Below are 23,403 nucleotides of genomic sequence, written 5' to 3' on the forward strand. Positions count from 1 at the left end.
GTTGCGAAAATACTTGGATGTCCTACTATTGATGCGGAAGCCGGTCCTGCCGGCATTGCCCCGACTCTCGAATCAGGTGATCTCCTCGTGTCCACTACAGACGCTGCCGTCCGTTCCATCCCGCATTACCTCAACGGTGCCGCGGTGCCGGCCACCGACGGCCGCTTCGCCGACGTGTTCAATCCCAGTACGGGGCAGGTCGCCGCCAAGGTGCCGCTGGCCACCACCGCCGAGGTCGACGCCGCGGTCGCCACCGCCGTGCAGGCGCAGCGCGAGTGGGCCGCCTGGAACCCACAGCGTCGTGCGCGAGTGCTGATGCGGTTCGTCGACATCGTCAACCAGAACGCCGATGAACTCGCCACCCTGCTGTCGATGGAACACGGCAAGACCCACGCCGACGCCAAGGGTGACATCCAGCGCGGCATCGAGGTCATCGAGTTCGCCATCGGGATCCCGCACCTGCTCAAGGGTGAATTCACCGAGGGGGCCGGCGCGGGCATCGACGTCCACTCGGTTCGGCAGCCGCTCGGCGTGGTCGCCGGTATCACCCCGTTCAACTTCCCGGCGATGATTCCGCTGTGGAAGGCCGGTCCGGCGTTGGCCTGCGGCAACGCCTTCATCCTCAAGCCCAGCGAGCGGGATCCGTCGGTGCCGGTGAAGCTCGCCGAGTACTTCAGCCAGGCGGGACTGCCCGACGGTGTCTTCCAGGTCGTGCACGGTGACAAGGAATCCGTCGACGCCTTGCTGAACAACCCCGACGTGCAGGCATTCGGATTCGTCGGCAGCTCCGACATCGCGCAGTACATCTATTCGACCGCCGCTGCCAACGGTAAGCGTTCGCAGTGCTTCGGTGGTGCGAAGAACCACATGATCATCATGCCCGACGCCAACCTCGACCAGGTCGCGGACGCGCTGATCGGCGCCGGCTACGGCAGCGCCGGCGAGCGCTGCATGGCCATCAGTGTCGCGGTCCCGGTGGGCGAGCAGACCGCAGAACGACTCCGCACCAAGCTCGTTGACAAGGTCAACGCATTGCGGGTGGGCCACAGCCTCGACCCGAAGGCCGACTATGGGCCGCTCGTGACGGCCGCCGCGCTCGAGCGGGTCAAGGGCTACATCGCCAAGGGCGTCGAGGAGGGCGCCGAACTGGTCATCGACGGTCGGGAACGCACCAGCGACGACCAGTCCTACGGCGACGAGGACATCTCGAACGGCTTCTTCATCGGACCGACCCTGTTCGACCACGTCACCAAGGACATGACGTCCTACACCGACGAGATCTTCGGACCGGTGCTGCAGATCGTGCGTGCCGGTGACTACGAAGAGGCGCTCGCGCTGGCGTCGGATCACCAGTACGGCAACGGTGTCGCGATCTTCACTCAGGATGGTGACGCCGCCCGCGACTTCACCGCGCGGGTCAACGTCGGCATGGTCGGCGTGAACGTCCCGATCCCGGTTCCGGTGGCCTACTACACCTTCGGCGGTTGGAAGCGCTCCGGTTTCGGCGACCTGAACCAGCATGGCCCGGCGTCGATCCAGTTCTACACCAAGACCAAGACCATCACGTCCCGGTGGCCCTCGGGCATCAAGGACGGCGCCGAGTTCGTCATCCCGACGATGGACTGAAGTCCTCGGTACCCGCGACGTAAGAGAGCATCCTTCGCATGACGATCATCACCGACAGCGGTCTCGACGCCGACGAGCGCGTCATCGTCGAGACCGCCGCCGGGTTCGCGGCCAAGAAGTTGGCGCCCTTCGCCCTGGAATGGGATGAGGGTCATCATTTTCCGGTCGACGAACTCCGCGAGGCCGCCGAACTCGGCATGGCCGCCATCTACTGTTCCGAGGACGTCGGCGGCAGCGGTCTGCGCCGTCTCGACGGCGTGCGCATCTTCGAGCAGCTCGCCTACGCCGATCCCGCGGTCGCGGCGTTCCTGTCCATCCACAACATGTGCACATGGATGGTGGACAAGTACGGCACCGATGAGCAACGGGCGCAGTGGGTGCCGCGCATGGCATCGATGGAGGCCGTGGCGAGCTACTGCCTCACCGAGCCGGGCGCCGGATCGGATGCCGCCGCGTTGGCGACGCGGGCGGTGCGCTCCGGTGACGACTACGTGCTCACCGGCGTCAAACAGTTCATCTCCGGCGCCGGTGCCAGCGACGTGTACGTCCTGATGGCTCGCACCGGCGACAGCGGCCCCCGGGGCATCTCCACGTTCATCGTCGAAAAAGACACGCCCGGACTGAGTTTCGGCGCCCAGGAGCGAAAGATGGGTTGGCATGCCCAGCCCACCGCGCAGGTCATCCTCGACGAGGTGCGGGTGCCGGCCGCCAACCTGCTCGGCGGGCAGGAGGGGATCGGTTTCGGTATCGCCATGAACGGACTCAACGGGGGACGGTTGAACATCGCCGCGTCGTCGTTGGGCGGGGCCCAAGCCGCCTTCGATCGTGCGGCAAGCTATGTGGCCTCGCGCAAGGCGTTCGGTGGCGCGCTGATCGACGAACCGACCATCCGGTTCACCCTCGCCGACATGGCGACGTCGCTGGAGGCGTCGAGGTTGATGCTGTGGCAGGCCGCCTCGGCGCTCGACAACGACGCGCCGGACAAGGTGGAGAAGTGTGCGATGGCCAAGCGCTTCGTCACCGACAACTGTTTCACCGTGGCCGACCAGGCGCTGCAACTTCATGGCGGCTACGGATACCTCAATGAATACGGTCTCGAGAAGATCGTCCGCGATCTACGGGTGCATCGGATACTGGAAGGCACCAACGAGATCATGCGTGTGGTGGTCGGCCGATCGATCGCCACCCGATATCGGGACAACTGAACTGCAGACCACTGGGTGAACGCACAAGACTGGGAGATTCGACAATGACGACGATCGCCTTCCTCGGGCTCGGCAACATGGGCGGCCCGATGGCCGCCAACCTCGTACAGGCCGGACACACCGTGCACGGCTTCGATCCGGTGCCCGAGGCGGTGAAGACGGCGCAGGGCAACGGAGTCGAGACGTTCCCGACCGCCGTGGAAGCGGTGGCCGCAGCTCAGGTGGTGATCACCATGCTGCCCAGCGGCGCCATCGTGAAGAGCCTCTATGCCGAGATCCTGCCCGCCACCCAGACCGGTGCGCTATTCATCGACAGCTCCACCATCTCCGTCGACGACGCCCGGGCCATCCATGAGCAGGCCGCCGAGCACGGCTTCGCCCAGCTCGACGCCCCGGTCTCAGGAGGCGTCAAAGGTGCGACCGCGGGCACGCTGGCCTTCATGGTCGGCGGCGAGGACGACGCCTTCGCCGCGGCGCGGCCCACCCTGGAACCGATGGCGGGCAAAGTGATCCACTGTGGTGCCGCCGGGGCCGGACAGGCCGCGAAGGTCTGCAACAACATGGTGTTGGCGGTGCAGCAGATCGCCGTTGGCGAGGCCTTCGTGCTCGCGGAGAAGCTGGGTCTGTCCGATCAGGCGCTCTACGACGTCATCACGGGCGCTACCGGCAACTGCTGGGCCGTGCAGACCAACTGCCCGGTGCCGGGACCCGTGCCGACCTCACCGGCCAACAACGACTACAAGCCGGGCTTTGCCACGGCGCTGATGAACAAGGACCTCGGCCTGGCGCTCGACGCCATCGGCAGCACCGGTTCCCGTGCCCCACTCGGCACCCACGCCGCGCAGATCTACAAGTCGTTCGCCGAACAGCACGGCGACCTCGACTTCAGCGCGATCATCAAGACCCTGCACTAGTTTGGATGGCGCCGGGTCCGCTCTCACTCCGGTCCTCCTCGCTGCGCTCGTCGATCCTCGTTCGGCGACCCGGACGCTGGATCATGTCCGTGAGCATCACCGCTCGTCGCCGTCGGCTGGATAATCCATCCGAGCAGGCTCAGAGGTGATCCGGATGGACACCGACAGCAGATTCTGTCGTCAGAAGTCGCCCGCGTTGTGCCGTAGCGATTGAATGGCTTTCACCATCGAGTCCATCTCGTCGTCGGTCATCCCGACCGCACCGAACACTTCCACGTTGAGCGTCGCGGTGGCATCCTCCACCGTGGAACGACCGAGATCGGTGATCTCCACCAGGGTGGTGCGTCCGTCGGTGGGGTGGGGGACGCGCCGGACGAGTTTCGCCTCTTCCAGCCGACGGATCGCGTGCGTCACGCTGGTGACGTGCACCTGCAGCCGATCACTCGCCTTGGTGATCGGTAGCGCGCCCTGTCGTGAAAAGGCCAGCAGGCGAAGAAGTTCGAAGCGCGAGAAACTCAGATCGTACGGACGCAGCGCTCCCTCTACGCGCGCCAGCAGGATCTGATGCGCTCGCATGATCGAGGTCACCGCGACCATCCCGTCGGCCACGTCCCCCCACCCGGCGTCCGCCCAGTTCTGTCGTGCCTCGGCGATCGGGTCGAAACGCATGCTGCGGCCTGCCATGCTCACACCCTATCGGCGATCGGCGCATCGGTAGGTCGCGGTTCCTCCCCCGGGTATCGCTTCACTCGCCAGCTGCCGCCGGAGAACGAACTGATACCCGGGGGAAGAACAATCGAGCGCGCGGTCCAGCGGGTCTCAGTGGCTGGGTGTGTGCTCCATGAGCATCTCGATGGCGCCGACGATGGTGTCGACCAGGCCGGCCACGGTGTGGTCGCCGAGCTCGCCGCGCTGCTCGTCGGACCGCATCATGATCACCGACTCCACCAGCCGGAACGGCAGCAGCGCCCGGGTGTCCGAGGCGGTGCCGAGCGCCGCCGTGGCCAGCGACTCGTACGCGCCGGCGAGTTCCTGGCGGGCGGCGCGGAACTCGCCGAACCGATCGTCGGCCAGCTCGGGTAGCAGATACAGGGCGCCGAGGTTCCAGCGCGCGGCGGCCAGCTGGGTGACGTCGTATCGGGCGAGATCCAACAGTCGGTGAAGCGGCGCCTCGTCGGCCTGCAGCAGCTCGCGAGCCCGCTCCACCGAAGGATCGACGGTGGTGGCGAGCAAAGCGGCGAGGATGTCGTCCTTGGTCTTGAAGTAGTGGTATAGCGACGCCTGCCGTACCCCGACCGCATCGGCGATCATCCGCGTCGACGTTCCGGTGTAGCCGTGTCGGGTGAACAGTTCGGCAGCCGCGTCGAGGATCTCCTCGCTGGCGGAATCTCCGTGCCGTCGTGGCTTGACCAGACGCGGTCGGCCCGGGCCGGCGGTGCCCGACGATGCTGACGGCCGCGACGCCATGAGGTCCTCGATTCTGCCTGTGTCGAGGTCTCGACACCCGACTGCATTCACCCTAACGCACCCATATTGCGGAGCCGCCAGGCCGCTGACCTGCGCGATGTAACACACTTGTAGCGCGCGTTTCCATCTACGAAATAATTCTGTCACTTGATAGAAATTCGCCGAAGGTTATCTATCACCTGACAGATACGCCGCTCATCGTGGAGCCGACGCACAGACCTCAGCAGAGAGACGACGACAATGACCTCCACCGCCATCACGCCGCCGCCAGTGCCGCCCGAACCATCGGGAGGCGACGCCGACGACCTGTCGGAGTTCGGCTACGACCAGCAGCTGCATCGGTCGCTCGGCAAGTTCGCCTCTTTCGCCGCCGGCTTCTCGTTCGTGTCCATCCTGACGACGATCTTCCAGTTGTTCGGACTTGGCTTCGGCTTCGGCGGACCGGCCTTCTTCTGGACCTGGCCCATCGTCTACGCGGGCCAGTTCCTGGTGGCGCTGTGCTTCGCCGAGATCGCGGCGCGGTACCCGATCTCCGGCGCGATCTACCAGTGGTCGCGGCGGATGGGCGGCGAGGTGATCGGCTGGTTCGGCGGCTGGTTCATGATGATCGCCCAGATCGTCACCGCATCGGCCGCGGCCATCGCGCTGCAGGTGGTGCTGCCGTCGGTCTGGAATGGGTTCCAGATCATCGGCGACGACCCCACCCTCACCAGCACCAGCGGCGCGGCCAACGCGGTCCTGCTCGGTTCGATCCTGCTGGTCATCGTCACCTCCATCAACTGCGTGGGCATCTCGTGGATGAGCCGTATCAACAACATCGGTGTCACCTGTGAGCTGGTCGGCGTGGTCGCCGTGGTGCTCGCACTGTTCACTCACGCCCAGCGCGGCCCCGACGTCGTCTTCGACACCGGCGTCCCCGGCCAGCAGCCCGGTTACATCTGGGCTTTCATCGTCTCCGGCCTGATGGCCGCCTACGTCATGGTCGGCTTCGGTTCGGCTGGCGAGCTCGCCGAGGAGACCCGCAACCCACGTCGTGTCGCCCCGCGCACCATCCGGCTCGCGCTGACCGTGTCCGCGATCGGCGGCGGTCTGATGCTGCTCGGTGCGCTGATGGCGGCCCCGACGCTCGACGAACAGCTGGCCACCGGCGGCCTGCCCTATGTGCTCGACTCGGTGCTCGGCAGTTTCTGGGGCAAGGTGCTGCTGTGCGACGTCGCGGTGGCGATCTTCATCTGCACCCTGGCGATCCAGACCGCGTGCTCGCGGCTGATGTTCTCGATGGCCCGCGACGGTCGGCTGCCGTTCTCCAAGACGCTGGCGCATGTCAACGAGCGCACCGGAACCCCGATCGCGCCCGCGATCCTGATCGGGGTGCTGTGCATCGGCATCCTGCTCGTCAACGTCGGCAACTCGGCGATCTTCGCCACCCTGGCCAGCGTCTGCATCATCCTGATCTACCTCGCCTACCTGGCGGTGACCGGACCCATGCTGTACCGCCGGTTCCAGGGCTGGCCCACCGATCGGGCGGCCGTCGACGCAGAGGGCAAGAAGCTGTTCACCATGGGATGGTTCGGAATCGTCGTGAACCTGTTGGCCGTGCTCTACGGCATGCTCATGGTCATCAACCTCGCCTGGCCCCGGGCCGAGGTGTTCGACCCCGCGGGCGACATGCCGATCCTGCGGTGGGCCGGTCCGATCTGCATCGCCATCACCGTGCTCGTCGGCATCGCATGCTTCCCCCGCGGCAAGGAACATCCCAAGCCCGTCACCTCGCCGGTCTGAGATCCCGCGACCCGACCGCATCCCATCAAGGAGTCACATCATGAGCACCATCATCCACGACGACGGCACCGCCACCACGGCGGGTGCCCGCGAACACGCCCGGTCGCAAGCCGGCACCATCACCGACTCGATGCCGGTGGTGCCCGCCGCCAACTGGCCCAACCCGCCTGCCGGTGTCGACGCCGACCGGCTGACCTGGGCGGAAACGGTACCCAGCGGTAGGTACACCAGCAAAGTGCTCGCCCGGGGTACGCGCCTGCGGCTGCGGGACATCACCGGCTCGGCCTGCGCGCACCTCCTGCTCTGGCGCGTCGATGCCCCCTGGGAGCGGCTCAATGTCGCCGACACCGTCAAGGTGCCCTGGCAGGCCTACCTGTCGACCGGCCACCCTCTGCTCAGCGACCAGGGACGTGCGCTGGCCACCGTCGTCGCCGACGACTCCGGTCACCACGACGCCCTGTGCGGCACCAGCACGCTGGCCGGCAACATCGCGAAATACGGTGACGGACTGGCACATTCGGACACCCCGGCCGGACGCGAGCTCTTCACGCTCGCAGCGGCCAAACACGGACTCGCTGCCGCCGACGTGGCGCCGTCGCTGTCGTTCTTCCACGGTGTTGTCGTCGAATCCGACGGCACCCTGACCTCGAAGGGGTCGGCGGGGCGGGACAAATCGGTCGAGTTGATCCTGCACCTGCCGTGCGTGGTGGCCGTCGTCAACACCGCCCATCCACTCGATCCGTCGCCCACCTTCGACACCGGCCCGCTCGAGGTCGTGTCCTGGCGGGCCACCGGCGACCTCGACGACCTGTTGCGCAGCGTCGCCGACACCGACCCCGAATATCAGCGGGCGGTAGCGAACTCCGAAGACGTCTGGGCCGCAGCCCATTTCTGATCCGATACCCACCGTCCCGTCCGCTGGTCGAGTAGCCCACAGTGAGCGCAGCGAGTCCGGGACGTATCGAGACCAACCACCTGAACGGAAAGTTGCATGACCACCACCGAAATCCCCACCGACCCTCACGAGCTCGCCCTCGTCCCGGGAGAGATAGTCTCCGACGCTGTCATCGGTGACCGCGCCCCCTGGTCCGGCGTCGTCGCCGCCGGCGATGTGCTGACCATCGTCGACCTCTACGGCAACCAGGCCGTGGACACCCTGTTCTACGGCGGCCACGATCACACCGTCCGGTACTCGGCGCAGGCCACCATCGCCGCGCAGGGCAACATCTTCCTGACCACGGGCACCGTGATCCGGGACCAGGAGTCCAACGCGCTGATGACGATTGTCGACGACGAGGTCGGCAACCACGACACCCTGGGCGGAGCCTGTTCGCAGGAATCCAACACACTGCGTTACGGCCACCACGCCAAACACCAGCACGCGTGTGTCGAGAACTTCCTCATCGGTGGTGCGAAACACGACCTGGGTAAACGTGACCTGGTCGGCAACGTCAACTTCTTCATGAATGTGCCGGTGGACCCGGACGGCTCGCTGGGCATCGTCGACGGCCTGTCGGCGCCGGGCAAACGTCTCGCGCTGCGCGCCGAGGTCGACACCTTGGTGTTGATCTCCAACTGCCCGCAGATCAACAACCCCTGCAACGGATTCGATCCGACCGCGGTGCGCGTCATCATCACCCGTCCCTCGGCCTGACCGCCGAACTGCCTTCCAACACGAGGAGCTCGAAACCCATGGCCACCATCACCGTTCTCCGCGCGGGGCCACAGACAACGATCCAGGACTGGCCCGGTCGGATCGGCTACTGGAAAGTCGGCGTCCCGCCGTCCGGGCCGATGGACGACCTCTCGTTTCGGCTCGTCAACCAGGCGGTCGGCAACGGCGACACCGCCGCCGGTCTGGAGGCGACGATGATGGGACCCGCCCTGCGGTTCGACGCCCCTGCCATCGTCGCGGTGGGGGGCGCGCCCGCCCCGGTCACCGTGTCGGGACGTCCGGTCGCGCAGTGGGTTCCGGTACGACTCGACGCGGGTGATGTCCTCGATGTGGGTGCGGCCGCCGACCTCGGAATGCGTATCTACATCGCGGTGTCCGGCGGTATCGAGGCCGAGGACTACCTGGGGAGCCGATCCACCTTCACGATGGGCCGATTCGGCGGCAAGGACGGCCGCAAACTCGCCGACGGCGACGAGCTCACACCGGCCGACACCCCGACCGGGCGGTCGCGTCGCGTCCTGACCGACGAGCAGCCTGCCTTCACGCACAGCTGGGAACTCGGCGTGACGGTCGGACCGCACAGTGCGCCAGAGTTTTTCACGGCCGAGGACATCGACGACGTCTTCGCCACCGCGTATGAGGTGCACTTCAATTCCGACCGCACCGGTATCCGCCTTATCGGACCGAAACCGCGGTGGGCGCGCGACGACGGCGGCGAGGCCGGACTGCATCCGTCCAACATCCACGACAACGCCTACTCGGTTGGGGCGTTGGACTTCACCGGCGACACCCCGATCCTGTTGGGACCGGACGGCCCCAGCCTCGGCGGATTCGTTTGTCCGGTCACCGTGGTCGCCGCGGAACGCTGGAAGTTGGGTCAGCTCAAACCCGGTGACACCGTCCGCTTCGTCGCCGTGCGCAGTGAGCATGCGGCATCACCGTCCACGATCGGCCCGGGCCGACGGGCCGGGATGGTGAACGTGCTCTCCGCCGGCGGCGACCTCGACGACGGCATACTCGGCACCACCACGACCGCCGACGGGGCCACCACGGTCACTTATCGCCGCAGCGGCGATGACAACATCCTGGTCGAATACGGCGACATGCGGCTCGATCTCGCGTTGCGGGCCCGCGTGCACGCACTCAGCGAGCGCATCGCCGCCGAGCGGCCGGCCGGTCTCATCGACCTCACCCCGGGTATCAGGTCCCTGCAGGTCAAGGTGGACCCCGATGTGTGGTCGCAGCGCGACGTGCAGCACTGGCTGACCGAGTGTGAGAGCCAGTTGCCGGCCGCCGAGGACCTCGTGGTCCCGAGTCGTGAGGTGTCGTTGCCGCTGTCGTGGGACGACCCGGCCACCCGGGAGGCCATCGAACGTTACATGCTCGGTGTGCGCGCCGATGCGCCGTGGTGCCCATGGAACATCGAGTTCATCCGTCGGATGAACGGACTCGACTCGGTCGACGATGTCCACCAGATCGTGTTCGACGCGAGCTATCTGGTCCTGGGGCTGGGCGACGTCTATCTCGGTGCGCCGGTGGCGGTTCCGCTCGATCCGCGACATCGGTTGGTCACCACCAAATACAATCCGGCGCGTACCTGGACGCCGGAGAACGCGGTCGGCATCGGCGGTGCGTACCTATGTGTCTACGGTATGGAGGGGCCGGGCGGCTACCAGTTCGTCGGCCGTACCACGCAGGTGTGGAATCACCGCCACCCCGAGCCGGCACCCGGTTTCGACGCCGAGCACCCGTGGCTGCTGCGGTTCTTCGACCGCATCAGTTGGTACCCGGTGAGCGCCGACGAGTTGCTCGACATGCGTGCCGACGTGGCCGCCGGTCGCGGCGACAGTATGCGGATCACCGAGGGCAGCTTCTCGTTGGCCGAACATCAGGCTTTCCTCGATGTCAACGCCGGCGCCATCTCGGCCACCCGATCGGCGATGGTGTCCGCTCGCGACCAGGAGCGCGAACGCTGGTCTCAGCAGGGAGAATTCGCGGCACGTGGTGGCGCCCAGAACATCGAACAGGGGAAGGTCGCATGACTCGCATCGACGACATCTACCGCCGGATCGCCGACGCCGACCGGCCCGAGGTGTTCATCACGCTCCGCCCGCGCGAGGAGGTGGCTGCCGAGTTCGCCGCCTCGGCTGGCAGCGGTCTGCCGCTCGCGGGCGTGGTCCTCGCCGTGAAGGACAACGTGGACGTGGCCGGGCTACCGACCACCGCCGCATGTCCCGGCTACCGCTACCGCCCGGCCGACGATGCTCCGGCGGTTGCCGCGCTGCGTGCGGCCGGGGCGGTGGTGATCGGCAAGACGAATCTGGACCAGTTCGCCACCGGACTCGTGGGAACCCGCAGCCCCTATGGCGCGGTGCGGGATTCCCGACGACCCGAACACATCTCGGGTGGTTCCAGTTCGGGCTCGGCGGTCGCGGTGGCGCTCGGCTTCGCCGACATCGCCATCGGCACCGACACCGCCGGGTCGGGACGGGTGCCCGCCGGGTTGCAGGGCATCGTCGGTGTCAAGCCGACGCTGGGGGTGGTCTCCACCGAGGGGGTGGTGCCGGCATGTGAGAGCTATGACACGGTGACCATCTTCGCCGCGTCCCTCGGCCTGGCCGATCGGGCGATGGCCGCGATGGCCGTGGGGACCGGGCCCCGGCCGTACGGCCCGGCGAGCCGATTGGCTGCACCGGAACAACCGACCATCGCGGTTCCGGCCGAACTGCCGGAGCTCGACGATGCCTGGCGTGCAGCGTTTGCCGATGCCGTTGCCACTGCCGAGGCGGCCGGACTGCGGATCAAGCACATCGACTTGACGCCGTTTCTGGCCGCCGCCCGACTGCTGTACGAGGATGCGCTCGTGGCCGAACGCGCGCACGCAGTCGGAGGGTGGTTGCGTGGCGCAGACGAGTCCGCCGGACTAGACCCAGTGGTCGCCGGGATCATCGGCGCCGCAGACAGGTTCAGTGCAGTCGACCTGCTGGTGGCGCGGTCCCGGCTCGCGACGCTGCGACGTGAGGCAATGGCCGAACTAAGTGACGCGGATGCGCTGATGGTGCCCACCGCGCCGGCGCACCCCAGTCTGGCCGAGGTGGCCGCCGACCCGGTGGGCGTGAATTCCCGGATGGGTACCTACACCAATTTCTGCAACCTCTTCGATCTGTGCGGTGTCGCTGTGCCCGCCGGAACCGTTGACGAAACAGACCGAACACAAGCGCAATTCGGCATCACGCTGTTGGCTCGCTCGCACGAGGACGCCGTCGTGATGGATCTGGCCCGACGGTTGCGTACCGAAACCCCCGGTGCCGCGTGGCCGGAATCCGTCGCCCCGACGGTGGAACTCGCGGTGTTCGGTGCACACATGCGCGGCGGCCCACTCACCCACGAACTGTCCGAGCGTGGGGCGCGGTGGGCGGGGGAGGTGAGCACTGCGGACTGCTACCGGTTGGTGGCGTTGGACACCGTTCCCGCCAAGCCGGGATTGGTGCGGGATCCAGACGGCGGACACGAGATCGCCGGCGAAGTGTGGGTGATGTCCCCGAATGCCCTGGGCGAGTTTCTTGCTGCGCTGCCGGCCCCGATGATGCTGGGCAGCGTCGAACTGTCCGACGGTCGATGGGTCGTGGGATTCGGATGCGCCGCCGACGCCGCTGAGCGAGGGGAGCGCTTGAGCCGCACCCGGTGGTGAACGCGCGGCGTGTCGGTCCCGGCCCAGGTGATGGCAGCTGTTTGAGTCCGTTGAACATTTCTTTGAAATCGCACACCGCACGATTCGGACATGGTTCAATGAGCGCGCTCACATCTGGTGGACAGGGGATTGGGACGGATGACCAACATGGGCGGCAACGGAATTCGGCGTTCGCAGAAGGTGGAACGACGACGCAACCGCAAGCAGAAACGCCACGGTGTCACCGCCGGGGTGGCCGCCTTGGCAACCGTCGCCGCGGTTGGTGTGGGGCAGATGGTGGTGCCGGCGCAGGCTCAGGCAGACATCTTCGACGATATTGACCTCATCGAGTCGATCAGTTTGAATCCCGCGGCGAGCCTGGGTGAGGTCATCGGCACGATCGTCAACAACCCCGCATCGCAAACTGCGCTGGACCAATGGCGGATTCAGGGCTGCGCGAGCGGAGGAGTGAGCGGTGGGGCCGACTGCCAGGAATCCACGGGTACCGGTATCGCGATTGTCTTGCCGGGAGAACTCGAGCTGGCACCGCGTGTCGTGTTCGTACCGATCCAGAGCGCCGTGAACGATCCTTTCGTTCAGAGTCTGCTCGAATTTCTCGGAATTGAGAACGCGACGATCGACGACGCGCTCGAGCCAGAGGGCTCTGCGACGGTGATCGGCAGTGGATTCCAGTTCGCGATGGCGTCCACGGGCGGCAATGCCACCGCGGTGTCCTACCTACCGCTGAGCCTGGCGACCGCGGGCGCCAGCGATGGGCGCACCGCCTACGCGTTCGCGATCGTTGGAATGGCCAACGCGTGGACCACCGACGACATCCCGGTGACCATCCTCGGGCTCGACACCGGCGTCGACATCCCCGGTATCCAACAGGTCAGCTGCTACGGCGGCCTGACCGGTGCGTACGCAGAGGAGGTGGGTGCCTGCGCGAACGTACTGGGCACCTTCGACTTCCGGTGGTCACAACCAAACGGCGAGGTCCAGTTCGCGCTGACCGATCCGTCGGCGGTGCTCACCGATCCGTCGGGCGTCTTCTCTCAGGTCATCACCCAACTGCTCAACGGCGAACCCTTCACCCTCAGCAAGGACTTCGCCCGGCTGAGCTTCGCCGGGGACTACGACCTGCTCAGCGGCAACTTCGTCCGCTTCACCAGCGACTATGGGACGCAGGAATCGACCACCATCAACTGGCTCGGTCAGCAGCTCACGCTCAACCCGATGGTCACTGTCAACGGACAGGAACGGCCGAACCATCTGGGCTTACCGATCCTGGCCCTCGGTGAACTCGACACCGGTGAGATCGTGCCCGTCCTGCACATCCCTGACATCGAATTCCCGTTCGGTATCCCGTCGGCCGGTCCGTTCGTCATTCCCGACACCAGTTCGTCGATGACGTCGACCGCTACTCTCGCGGCGAGCGAGACCGAGGCGCCGACGATGCAACAGATTGCCGCGCTCAGTGAGCCGGCCCAGGTCGAGCCGGAGTCCGCTGCCGACGAGACCGAAGAGTACGTCGGCAAGCACCGGATCGCCGACGTAACGCCCGAGTATGTCGGCAAGCATCGCGCTGACGATGCTTCCGACACCATCGCCGATTCCGCCACCCCCGGGGCCCCAACGGAGTCGACCGAACCCGGCGACGGCGCCGCAGACGATACCGACAGTACCGACGCCTCCGACACCGACGCCTCAGACGCCGACCCGGCCGACGTCGACCCGGCCGACACCGGGTCCGCTGATAGCACCGACGACACCGAGTCCGACGCGGATTCCGATTCCGGTGACAACTCCGCGGACGGAGGTGACGCGGGTTCGTCGTCGGTCGACGAGGGCTGACGCCGCGGCGTCATCGGGGATGGCCGCTCTCCTTGGCTACAGTGGAGGAATCGATCAGTTTCACCTGACCGGCCGCACCAAGGAGGAGCCATGGCGGTAGATCCAGCGAAACGTCAAGCGGTGTCGGAGGTCGTACGTCAGCATCCCGGGATGGCGGTGGCCGCGGTGTCACCGGCGATCGTGGTGTTCGCGGTGCTCTGGTTGGTTCTCGGGTTCTGGCCTGCGCTGATCATCGGCCTCGTGGCCGGGGGCGCCGGCTACTACTTCCTGACCCGTCAGCGGTAACCCCCGAGCAGCGACTGACCCCAAAGCGACCAACCCCGAGAAACGACCAACCCCGAGCAACGACCAACCCCGAGCAACGACCAACGCAGAGGAGCAATGGCCACCCGCGTCGACAGTTGGATCTGGGCGATCCGGCTCACCAAGACCCGATCAGCGGCGGGGGCGGCGTGCCGCGGTGGGCACGTCCGTGTCAACGGCGTCACCGCGAAGCCGGCACAACCGGTCACCATCGGCGACGAGGTGCGCGTCCGCTTGCACGGGCACGAACGGATCGTCGAGGTGACCAAACTGATCGCCAAGCGTGTGTCCGCGCCCGCGGCGGCCGAATGTTTCATCGACCGCAGCCCACCACCGCCGCCACGCGAGGTCCTGGCCAGTCAGCCCCGACGCGACCGCGGCGCCGGTCGGCCCACCAAACGCGAACGCCGTGAGTTGGACCGTCTGCGGATGCGCGGCGGCTTCCTCATCGCGACGGTGGCGATCGTCGCTGTCGTGCTCACCGGGTGCTCGGGTGGCTCCGGTGACTCCGACGACCCGGCATCGCCCAATACGCCTGAGGCGCCGGCGCAGGCCGGAGCAGGGCCGTTCTTCGGTGAGTGTGGCGGGCTGACCACCGAGGAGGTCACCCGGATCACGAAGTTCGCGGGCCTGTCCAACACGGTCAACAACCCGTCGGTGTGCGAATGGGACAGCAGCGGTGACCGCACCGGCGCCGTCACCTCGTTCAACTGGTACCGCGGTTCGCCGATCGGGCGCGAACGCGCCACCGAGCAACTGTCCCGCGAATCGACCAAGGACGTCGAGATCGACGGCCACCGTGGATTCATCGCCTCCGACGTCGGCATCTGCGAGATCGGCATCGCGTTCGGCGCCGACTTCTTCGAATGGTCGGTGAGCGCCGGTACGCAGGCGCTCCTCGGTGAGCAGCCACCGCCGACCGAACAGATCTGCGACGCTGCCCGCGAGCTGTCGCGACTGTCGATCGAGCGGGCGTCATGAGGCGCCGCTTGCTCGCGGTCCTCGCCGCGGTGCTGATGAGCCTGGGGATGGCGACCGGCTGCAGCGTCGACGGCACCCCGGTCGCCGTTGGCGCCGCCGACGATCAGCAGCCCGGCAACGTCGACACTGACCAGTTCGACAATCTGCTGCTCGAATGCTCGGTGTTGTCCCCGATGCAGATCGCCGACGCGGTGGGCGGGACGGTGGCCCGGGGCACCTTCAACGGCGCCATCTGCCGATGGATCGTCGAGGGCACCACCACCGCCGGTGTCACCTTCAACTGGTTCGAGTGGGGCGATCCGAACGTCGAGAAGGACACCGCCAAGGAACTCGGTTACCAGACCGAGAACATCAAGGTCGCCAGCCAGGCCGCGTTCACGCAGCGTGACCCGGATCGGCCGGCCGTCTGCGGCGTCACCGCACGCGCACCGAGCCGGGGCGTCTACACCTGGTGGGTCGAACCCCGCACGTCGGCGGTACCGGCCGACCCGTGCGCGGCCCCGATCAAACTGATGGAGTTGCTGCTCAGCGGTGGTCAGTGACGGGTGCGGCTCAGACCGGTATGACCCGGACCAACTCGTCGATACCGACGAAGTCCGCCGGATTGCGCGTGTAGAGATGCGCGTCGTGGGCATGTGCGGTGGCCGCGATGAGTAGATCCAGCGAGCGTGCGCGAGGTTGCCGGCCCGCCTCGAGTACGGCAGCAGCCACTTTGCCGTATGCGGCTGCAACCGCCTCGTCGACCGGCAGCGCATCGAAGGATCGCTCGATGATCAGTAGCCGCCGCAGTCGCTCGGCCCGCGACGTTGCGTCTTTGGCAACGAGCACACCGAAGTGCAGTTCTGCCACCGTGATGGCGCTCAACGCCAGCTCGCCGGCGAGCGCTCCAACATCGGGGGCGAGAACCACGCTGGTATCAAGAATCGCCCTCACCGAGGTAGCCACGGATCACCGACAGCGTGATCGATGGTCTCGCGGTCGGTAGCCCAGTCGGCGTCGGCGGGACCGGCGAACAGGTCGCGGATGTCGTGCCACCGGCGCCAGGCTCGCGGGGCCGCAGGGACGAGGCGAGCACTCGGACGACCTGACACCGTGATGGTGATCTGTTCGCCGGCCTCGACTCGTCGCACCAGCTCAGAGGCGTCTTGGCGCAGTTCGCGCAGTCCCACGGTCGTCATCAGTACAGTGTAGCGCTTGTGCTACCTCACCGTCCGGTTCTTCACCCCGGCGGCAGCTTCGTCACCGACACCGTCGCAGCCACCACCAGCTCGCCGTCAGCGTCGGGGATCAGCATCCACACCAGGAGACGGTCGGCCTCGCGCACGCGGCGCAGGGTGATGGACACACCCGGCGTGATCGGCCGAAGATATTCGATCACCGCGCGGTGCGGAACGTCGGCGAGGTCGGGATGCTCGACCAGCTCGTCTTCGACCGCCTCCAGATACGCCGCGTTGTTGAGGTGTTTGAACGGGTCGAAATCGGTGATGCGCAGGACATGGATGCGGTCGGGCAGGGAGACCTCGTCGGCCGCGGGCGCCTTGTCCGGGTTCATCGACCGCCAGCGCAGCCGGTGCTCGTCGGTCATCGACGACAACATCTCGAGCATCTCGTCGCTGATCCGCGACGGCATCCCCTGATCGTTGACGTTGATCCAGAAGGCCTCGGTCTCGATCAGGCCCGGTTCCCGTGGCTCCGGATTGAACCGATTCGTGTCGTGCTCGGCCGTGAGACGCACTCGCATGTTGGTCCAGCGAGTCGACAGCGCGCCGCACCACCGTTGCGCGGTGACCGTCGCGGGCCACGAGATGGGTCGGATGACGTCGATGACGGTGCGTCGCACGATCCAGAAGGGATCGCTGTGGCTGTAGTCGGTGGCCTCGATGTTGTCGTTTGCGACATCCTGCAGGTAGCGCGCCACCGCGTCGAGTCGTAGCCGCATCTGCTGGTCGATGTCGCCGGTGCGGACTCGGTAGGCGACTTCGAAGTGCCGTGCACCATCCTTTCGATCCCGCAGTGGTTGGCTGTCCATCCCGCTGGGTGAGGCGCTCACTCGGTCCCTACTTTCGGCCGCCGGTATCTTTACAGTTAAGATACTCAGGACGGAAAAACTAGAACACGTTCCACGTGTCGGATTTCGAGGAAACAGCAGATGGCGCATGTGATCACCCGACCATGTTGCAACGACGCCAGTTGTGTCAGCGTGTGTCCGGTCAACTGCATCCACCCCACTCCGGACGAACCGGAGTTCTTCACCGCGGAGATGTTGTTCATCGATCCGGAGACCTGCATCGATTGCGGTGCGTGCATCGACGAGTGTCCGGTCGAGGCGATCCTGCCCGATGACCAGCTCGAAGAGCGTGACGAGCCGTACCTGCAGATCAACGCCGACTACTACAAGGACCATGACGTCGAGGGTGGGTTGGTGCCCCCCAAGAAGGCGCCGCAGTTGCCCGACGGAGAGCTGCATGTCGCGATCGTCGGCGCCGGCCCGGCGGCCTTCTACGCCGCCGAGGAACTCGTGCGCAAACCCCAGGTCAAGGTCGACATGTTCGATCGGCTGCCCACGCCCTACGGCCTGGTCCGCGCCGGCGTCGCGCCCGATCACGCCCCGACCAAGGGGGTCGAGAAGACGTTCGCGGCCACCGCGGCCAAACGCAATTTCCAGTACTTCCTCAACGTCGAGGTGGGCAAGCACATCACGCACGCCGAGCTCGCCGAGCGCTACCACGCGGTGATCTACGCCGTCGGCGCCGCGACCGACAAGCGGCTCGGCATCGAGGGCGAAGACCTCTCCGGTTCGATCCCCGCCACCGAGTTCGTCGCCTGGTACAACGGCCATCCCGATTACGCCGACCTCGACGTCGACCTGTCTTCGGAACGGGCGGTGGTGATCGGCAACGGCAACGTCGCCCTCGACGTCGCCCGCATCCTGGTGAGCGATCCCGAGGAGTTGGCAAAGACCGACATCGCCGACCACGCGCTCGCCGCGTTGCGGGAGTCCAATGTCCGGGAGGTCGTCCTGCTGGCCCGGCGCGGTGTCGCGCAGGCCGCCTACACCAACAGCGAGTTCCTCGCGCTCGGTGACGTCGAGGGCGTCGACGTGGTCATCGGCCCCGACGACCTCGTTCTCGATGCCGCCACCGAGGCGGCGCTCGACGACGACACGCTCGACTCGACCATCGCCACCAAGATCCGGCTGGCCCGCGAGTTCGCCGAACGACCCACCGCCGACGGCAACCGTCGCATCGTGTTCCGCTTCCTGGTCTCGCCGGTGGAGATCGGCGGTGATGGACATGTCGAGTCGCTGACCTGCGTGCGCAATGCCTACGCGCCGGGCACCGAGCGGATCGCGGTCACGCCGACCGACGAGCGCTTCGAGTTGACGACCGGTGTGGTGCTGCGGGCCATCGGCTATCGCGGTGTGCCGGTGATGGACTTGCCGTTCGACGAGGTCAAGGGTGTGGTGCCCAATGCGGACGGGCGGGTGCAGGCGGTGGCCGATGGCGACGTCATGCCCGGCCTGTTCGTGACGGGTTGGATCAAACGAGGCGCGACCGGGGGGATCGGGATGAACCGGATATGTGGGCAGGAAACCGCGGAGGCGGTGCTGCGCGACTTCGTCGACGGCGCTCTGCCTGCGCCGACCGTGGTGCGTGACGATGTCGCCGACATCGTCGCCGATCGGGGTGCGCGACGAATCGATCTGGCGGGCTGGAAGGCGATCGACGCCGCCGAGCGCGACGCGGGCAAATCTGCCGGTCGCCGCCGCGTCAAGATCGTCGCGGTCACCGAGTTCGAGACCGCCGCCGGCATGGAACCGGTGTAAGGGATGCGCGTCGCACTGCTGTCGTATCGCAGCAAGCCGCACTGTGGCGGCCAGGGGGTCTACGTCCGGCATCTGTCCCGTGAGCTCGCGCTGCTCGGACACGAGGTCGAGATCTTTTCCGGCCAGCCCTATCCCGAGCTCGACCAGGTGGCCTTCGACGCCGGGGTGAAGCTCACCAAGGTGCCCAGCATGGCGCTCTATGACGAACCGGACCCGTTCCGCACGCCGCGGCCCGGGGAGTACCGCGACTGGATTGACGCCCTCGAGGTCGGTTCGATGTGGACGGCGAGTTTCGGTGAGCCGCTGACGTTCAGCCTGCGGGTGGCGCGGATGCTCAGACAACGGCGCGACGATTTCGACATCGTGCACGACAACCAATGTCTCGGTTACGGTCTCCTCGACATCCAGAAGGCCGGTTTCCCACTGATCGCGACGATCCATCATCCGATCACCCGCGATCGCACGCTCGCGGTGAAAGCCGCCAAGGGCTGGCGCAAGATCACCGCATGGCGCTGGCATTCCTTCCTGCGGATGCAGGGTCGGGTATCCCGACGCATTCCGGAGCTGCTGACGGTGTCTCGCAGCAGTGAGGTGGACATCCGCAAGGCCTTCGACATCCCGTCGGGCCGCATCACCACGATCCCGCTCGGGGTGAACACGGCGGTGTTCAAGCCGGGTGTTGAGCGCGTGCCCGGTCGGATCGCCTGCGTCGCAAGTGCGGACGCGCCATTGAAGGGCGTCTCGTATCTCCTGGAGGCAGTCGCCAAACTCAGCGCCGAACGCGCCGTCGAACTCGTGTTGGTGTCCAAATTGGACCCGAACGGCCCGTCGGCCAGAATGATCGACGATCTCGCCATCCGGGACAAGGTGCGGGTGGTCTCCGGTCTCGAGGACGAGGAGATGGCCGATCTGCTCGCCTCCGCCGAGGTCGCTTGTGTGCCCTCGCTGTACGAGGGATTCTCGCTGCCCGCGGTGGAGGCGATGAGCTGCGCCACGCCGCTGGTCGCCACACGGGCGGGCGCGATTCCCGAGGTCGTCGGAACCGGCGAGGAGGCCGCGATGCTGGTGCCGCCGCGCGACTCGGGTGCGCTGGCGCAGGCGATCGAACGGCTGCTCGACGACGCGGAGCTGCGCAGTCGACTCGGTGAGGGGGGCCGCCGCCGGGTGGAGGAACGCTACAGCTGGGCGGCGGTCGCCGCGAAAACCGCGGCACACTATGAGACAGTGCTGCAGCGGGTCGGCGCCGAACAGAGCGGCTCGGGACTCACCACTGCGCGGTGACCTGGCGCGCCGAAGGCCGTTCGCGCGACACCGGATCGACACAAAGGAGAAGAACGCGTGCTGACAGTGGATTTCGACCGCCTGGGGGTGGGTCCGCAGACCAAGGCGATCGATATCGGGGCGGGACAGGGCCGGCACTCCTTCGAGATGTTCCGCCGTGGCGCGGACGTCATCGCCTTCGACCAGTCCGAGCAGGACATGGCCGACGTCGCCGAGATGTTCGACGCGATGATGGCCGAAGGCCATGTGCCCAGCGATGCCAAGGCGCGCGCCGAGGTCGGTGACGCGCTGCGGCTTCCATACGCCGACAACAGCTTTGACGTGGTCCTCATGTCGGAGATCCTCGAGCACATCCCGAGTGACGAGGCCGCGATCGCCGAGATGGTGCGCATCCTCAAGCCCGGCGGCGTCGGCGCAGTGACGGTGCCGAGGTACTGGCCGGAGAAGGTGTGCTGGGCGCTATCGGACGAGTATCACGAGGTCGAGGGTGGGCATGTGCGCATCTACAAGGCGTCCGAACTCGCCGGCAAGTTGACGCAAGCCGGCCTCGAGGTCACCGGTACCGATCACGCGCATGCTCTGCACGCGCCGTACTGGTGGATCAAATGCGCTGTGGGCGTGGAGAACAACGACAACTTCCTGGTCAAGGGCTATCATCAGCTGCTGGTGTGGGACATGATGAGCAAGCCGTGGCTGACCCGTGTCGGTGAGCAGGCACTCAACCCATTCATCGGCAAGTCGGTCGCGTTGTACCTGCGCAAGCCGGGCAACGCCGGCGCCGACGCCGCGGGCAGGTGACACCGCAACCGGCGATCGCAGGGGTACTGACCGCCGAGCAGGTCGACGCCACGGGTGCCGCGATCGCGGCGATGCAGGAGGATTCCGGGGCGCTGCCGTGGTTTCCGGGTGGTCAGACCGACCCGTGGGACCATGTGGAGTCGGCGATGGCACTGTCGGTGACCGGTCGGATCGCCGAGGCCGAAGCGGCCTATGCGTGGTCGCAGCGGCATCAGCGCGAGGACGGGTCGTGGCCGATCCGGATGATCGAGGGTCGCGTGCAGGACCCGAACATCGACAGCAACTTCTGTGCCTACATCGCGGTCGGGGTGTGGCATCACTATCTGATCACCGGTGACACCGCGTTTCTCGACGAGATGTGGCCGACGGTGTGGTCGGCGATGGATCTGGTGATGAAGTTCCAACGTCCCGACGGCGCGTTCCGCTGGGGTGGCGATCATCGCACCGGCGCGATGTTCGACCAGGCCCAGATCACCGGTAATGCCAGTATCTTCCAGGCCATCGACTGTGCCTTGCGGATCGCCGACGAGATGGGGCAGCCGGAATCATCGTGGGCGACCGCACATGCCGCGCTCGGCAACGTCATCCGTGAGCGCCCGGAGAACTTCGAGCCGCCGTCAGATCATTCGATGGACTGGTACTACCCGATCCTCGGTGGTGCTGTGCGCGGACGTGCGGGTCAGGAGCACATCGCCCGCCGCTGGGACGAATTCGTGGTGGGGGGATTGGGTATCCGGTGCGTCGACCACCGGCCGTGGGTCACCGGGGCGGAGACGTGTGAGCTGGCGCTGGCGCTCGACGCGCTCGGGGACACCGCAGACGCCATCACACTGGTCGAATCCATCCAGCATCTGCGCGACCCCGACGGCTCCTATTGGACGGGACTGGTGTTCTCCGACGGGAAGCGCTGGCCGGTCGAGAAGAGTTGCTGGACGTCGGCGGCCGTGGTGCTGGCGGCCGACGCGATCAGCCGGACAAGCGCCGGCGAAGGAATCTTCCGCGACGTCCGGCAAACCCTGGTCCTCGGGCAGGAAGTCACCTAGACTGGTGTCCAGTCAGCCGTCCAAGGTGTGGGCGGCCGCTATCGCGACGTCGCGCGGGAGGGTCCATGGAATTCGGAATCGTGCAGTTCACCAGCGACCGTGGGCTGAAGCCCCAGGTGCTGGCCCCGTTGATCGAGGAGGCCGGCTTCGCGTCGTACTTCGTGCCCGAGCATGGACACATCCCGACGCGGCGCGATGCGGCCCACCCGCAGACCGGCGACGAGACACTGCCCGACGATCGCTACATGCGCACCCTGGACCCCTGGACCTCGCTGGCCGCTGCGGCCGCGGTGACCGAACGGATTCGGCTGGCCACTGCGGTTGCGTTGCCGGTCCAGTCCGATCCGATCACGCTCGCCAAGACGCTTGCGACGCTGGACCACATCTCGGGTGGACGCCTCACCTTGGGCGTCGGATTCGGCTGGAACCTCGACGAACTCGCCGATCACAATGTGCCACCGAAGCGTCGCCGGACGATGCTGCGCGAGTATCTCGAGGCGATGCGCGCGCTGTGGACCGACGAGGAAGCCGAATACCACGGCGAATTCGTCGATTTCGGTACCAGCTGGGCGTGGCCGAAACCCCAACAGCACATCCCGACCCTGGTCGGTGCGGCCGGCAACGAAAAGAACTTCAAGTGGATCACGCGCAGCGCCGACGGATGGATCACCACTCCGGGTGAGGACGACATCGAGGGCTCGGTGACCCTGCTCAAGCAGATCTGGTCCGATGCGGGGCGGGCCGGCGATCCGCAGATCGTGGTCCTCGACTTCAAGCCGGTCGCCGAGAAGCTCGAGAAGTGGCGTGAGATCGGCGTGACCCAGGTGCTCTACGGACTGCCCGACGACAGCGTTGAGCGGGCGAGTGGGTACCTCGCGAAACTGGCCGGCAAGCTCGGGCTCACGCCCGTCGGCGTCTGATCCGGACCCCCAAGCCCTGCCTGGGGTTGCGTCCCAACCACTGGTTGGGTCGCGCTTT

The 23,403-nt window shown here is 66.6% G+C and carries 22 protein-coding genes; 17 read left to right on the top strand and 5 right to left on the bottom strand.

Features of this window, described 5'->3' with window-relative positions; translation table 11 throughout:
* Window positions 1–87 precede the first annotated feature (87 nt).
* The 3 genes from L1892_RS10250 to mmsB are packed head-to-tail and all read left to right on the top strand — an operon-like array spanning window position 88 to window position 3,745.
* A complete protein-coding gene (locus L1892_RS10250; protein ID WP_235723488.1) occupies window positions 88–1,626 on the top strand; it encodes a CoA-acylating methylmalonate-semialdehyde dehydrogenase in 1,539 nt (512 codons plus the stop codon).
* A gap of 38 nt (window positions 1,627–1,664) precedes the next feature.
* Window positions 1,665–2,831, top strand: a complete 1,167-nt coding sequence (locus L1892_RS10255) for an acyl-CoA dehydrogenase family protein (RefSeq protein WP_235723489.1) — start codon at window positions 1,665–1,667, stop codon at window positions 2,829–2,831.
* Window positions 2,832–2,875: 44 nt separating this feature from the next.
* Complete coding sequence (mmsB, locus tag L1892_RS10260; protein ID WP_235723490.1) at window positions 2,876–3,745, top strand: 3-hydroxyisobutyrate dehydrogenase; 870 nt, start codon at window positions 2,876–2,878, stop codon at window positions 3,743–3,745.
* Window positions 3,746–3,925: 180 nt separating this feature from the next.
* Here mmsB and L1892_RS10265 read toward each other — a convergent pair whose 3' ends face one another.
* The gene (locus L1892_RS10265; RefSeq protein WP_235723491.1) at window positions 3,926–4,429 is read right to left on the bottom strand and encodes a MarR family transcriptional regulator; all 504 of its coding nucleotides are present in this window, start codon (window positions 4,427–4,429) and stop codon (window positions 3,926–3,928) included.
* Between the two features lie 135 nt (window positions 4,430–4,564).
* The gene (locus L1892_RS10270) at window positions 4,565–5,212 is read right to left on the bottom strand and encodes a TetR/AcrR family transcriptional regulator (RefSeq protein WP_235723492.1); all 648 of its coding nucleotides are present in this window, start codon (window positions 5,210–5,212) and stop codon (window positions 4,565–4,567) included.
* 240 nt (window positions 5,213–5,452) lie between these two features.
* Here L1892_RS10270 and L1892_RS10275 point away from each other — a divergent pair, with 240 nt between their 5' ends.
* The 9 genes from L1892_RS10275 (at window position 5,453) to L1892_RS10315 (ending at window position 16,019) form a co-directional block, all read left to right on the top strand.
* A complete protein-coding gene (locus tag L1892_RS10275) occupies window positions 5,453–6,994 on the top strand; it encodes an amino acid permease (RefSeq protein WP_235723493.1) in 1,542 nt (513 codons plus the stop codon).
* Between the two features lie 40 nt (window positions 6,995–7,034).
* Window positions 7,035–7,889, top strand: a complete 855-nt coding sequence (locus L1892_RS10280) for an urea amidolyase associated protein UAAP1 (RefSeq protein ID WP_235723494.1) — start codon at window positions 7,035–7,037, stop codon at window positions 7,887–7,889.
* Window positions 7,890–7,985: 96 nt separating this feature from the next.
* A complete protein-coding gene (locus L1892_RS10285; protein ID WP_235723495.1) occupies window positions 7,986–8,648 on the top strand; it encodes an urea amidolyase associated protein UAAP2 in 663 nt (220 codons plus the stop codon).
* A gap of 38 nt (window positions 8,649–8,686) precedes the next feature.
* Window positions 8,687–10,711: a 5-oxoprolinase/urea amidolyase family protein gene (locus L1892_RS10290; RefSeq protein ID WP_235723496.1), complete on the top strand. Its 2,025-nt coding sequence runs from the start codon at window positions 8,687–8,689 to the stop codon at window positions 10,709–10,711.
* The gene (gene atzF, locus L1892_RS10295; protein WP_235723497.1) at window positions 10,708–12,360 is read left to right on the top strand and encodes an allophanate hydrolase; all 1,653 of its coding nucleotides are present in this window, start codon (window positions 10,708–10,710) and stop codon (window positions 12,358–12,360) included. Before L1892_RS10290 ends, atzF begins: the two co-directional genes overlap by 4 nt.
* 138 nt (window positions 12,361–12,498) lie before the next feature.
* Window positions 12,499–14,193, top strand: a complete 1,695-nt coding sequence (locus tag L1892_RS10300; protein ID WP_308191696.1) for a hypothetical protein — start codon at window positions 12,499–12,501, stop codon at window positions 14,191–14,193.
* A gap of 90 nt (window positions 14,194–14,283) precedes the next feature.
* Window positions 14,284–14,478: a hypothetical protein gene (locus tag L1892_RS10305; RefSeq protein ID WP_235723498.1), complete on the top strand. Its 195-nt coding sequence runs from the start codon at window positions 14,284–14,286 to the stop codon at window positions 14,476–14,478.
* Window positions 14,479–14,574: 96 nt separating this feature from the next.
* Entirely contained in the window at window positions 14,575–15,477 is a 903-nt protein-coding gene (locus L1892_RS10310) for an Hsp15 family ribosome-associated heat shock protein (protein WP_235723499.1), read from the top strand.
* A complete protein-coding gene (locus tag L1892_RS10315) occupies window positions 15,474–16,019 on the top strand; it encodes a DUF3558 domain-containing protein (protein ID WP_235723500.1) in 546 nt (181 codons plus the stop codon). The genes L1892_RS10310 and L1892_RS10315 overlap by 4 nt, the downstream gene beginning before the upstream one ends.
* Window positions 16,020–16,029: 10 nt before the next feature.
* Here the strand turns inward: L1892_RS10315 and L1892_RS10320 are convergent, their stop codons facing one another.
* From L1892_RS10320 to L1892_RS10330, 3 genes are read right to left on the bottom strand one after another with little or no spacing between them, the layout of a single operon-like run.
* Window positions 16,030–16,422, bottom strand: coding sequence for a PIN domain-containing protein (locus L1892_RS10320; protein WP_328714834.1), 393 nt, complete (start codon window positions 16,420–16,422; stop codon window positions 16,030–16,032).
* Entirely contained in the window at window positions 16,407–16,655 is a 249-nt protein-coding gene (locus L1892_RS10325) for a type II toxin-antitoxin system Phd/YefM family antitoxin (protein ID WP_235723502.1), read from the bottom strand. Before L1892_RS10325 ends, L1892_RS10320 begins: the two co-directional genes overlap by 16 nt.
* A 41-nt stretch (window positions 16,656–16,696) precedes the next feature.
* On the bottom strand, window positions 16,697–17,506 hold the full coding sequence (locus L1892_RS10330; protein WP_235723594.1) for an acyl-[acyl-carrier-protein] thioesterase: 810 nt from the start codon (window positions 17,504–17,506) through the stop codon (window positions 16,697–16,699).
* Window positions 17,507–17,626: 120 nt separating this feature from the next.
* Here L1892_RS10330 and L1892_RS10335 point away from each other — a divergent pair, with 120 nt between their 5' ends.
* The 5 genes from L1892_RS10335 to L1892_RS10355 all read left to right on the top strand — a co-directional run bounded on the left by L1892_RS10335 (window position 17,627) and on the right by L1892_RS10355 (window position 23,345).
* Window positions 17,627–19,303 carry an FAD-dependent oxidoreductase gene (locus L1892_RS10335; RefSeq protein ID WP_235723503.1) on the top strand — a complete coding sequence of 559 codons (1,677 nt, stop codon included), beginning with the start codon at window positions 17,627–17,629 and terminating at the stop codon, window positions 19,301–19,303.
* 3 nt (window positions 19,304–19,306) lie between these two features.
* Window positions 19,307–20,584 (top strand): glycosyltransferase family 4 protein, encoded by a 1,278-nt coding sequence (locus L1892_RS10340; protein WP_235723504.1) that lies wholly within the window; start codon window positions 19,307–19,309, stop codon window positions 20,582–20,584.
* A 57-nt stretch (window positions 20,585–20,641) separates the two neighbouring features.
* Window positions 20,642–21,382: a class I SAM-dependent methyltransferase gene (locus tag L1892_RS10345; protein ID WP_235723505.1), complete on the top strand. Its 741-nt coding sequence runs from the start codon at window positions 20,642–20,644 to the stop codon at window positions 21,380–21,382.
* Entirely contained in the window at window positions 21,379–22,425 is a 1,047-nt protein-coding gene (locus L1892_RS10350; RefSeq protein WP_235723506.1) for a prenyltransferase/squalene oxidase repeat-containing protein, read from the top strand. Before L1892_RS10345 ends, L1892_RS10350 begins: the two co-directional genes overlap by 4 nt.
* 65 nt (window positions 22,426–22,490) lie before the next feature.
* Window positions 22,491–23,345 carry an LLM class F420-dependent oxidoreductase gene (locus tag L1892_RS10355; protein WP_235723507.1) on the top strand — a complete coding sequence of 285 codons (855 nt, stop codon included), beginning with the start codon at window positions 22,491–22,493 and terminating at the stop codon, window positions 23,343–23,345.
* The last annotated feature ends 58 nt before the right edge of the window (window positions 23,346–23,403 follow it).

The organism is Gordonia tangerina (assembly GCF_021556435.1).
In the GTDB taxonomy this organism is placed as follows: domain Bacteria; phylum Actinomycetota; class Actinomycetes; order Mycobacteriales; family Mycobacteriaceae; genus Gordonia; species Gordonia tangerina.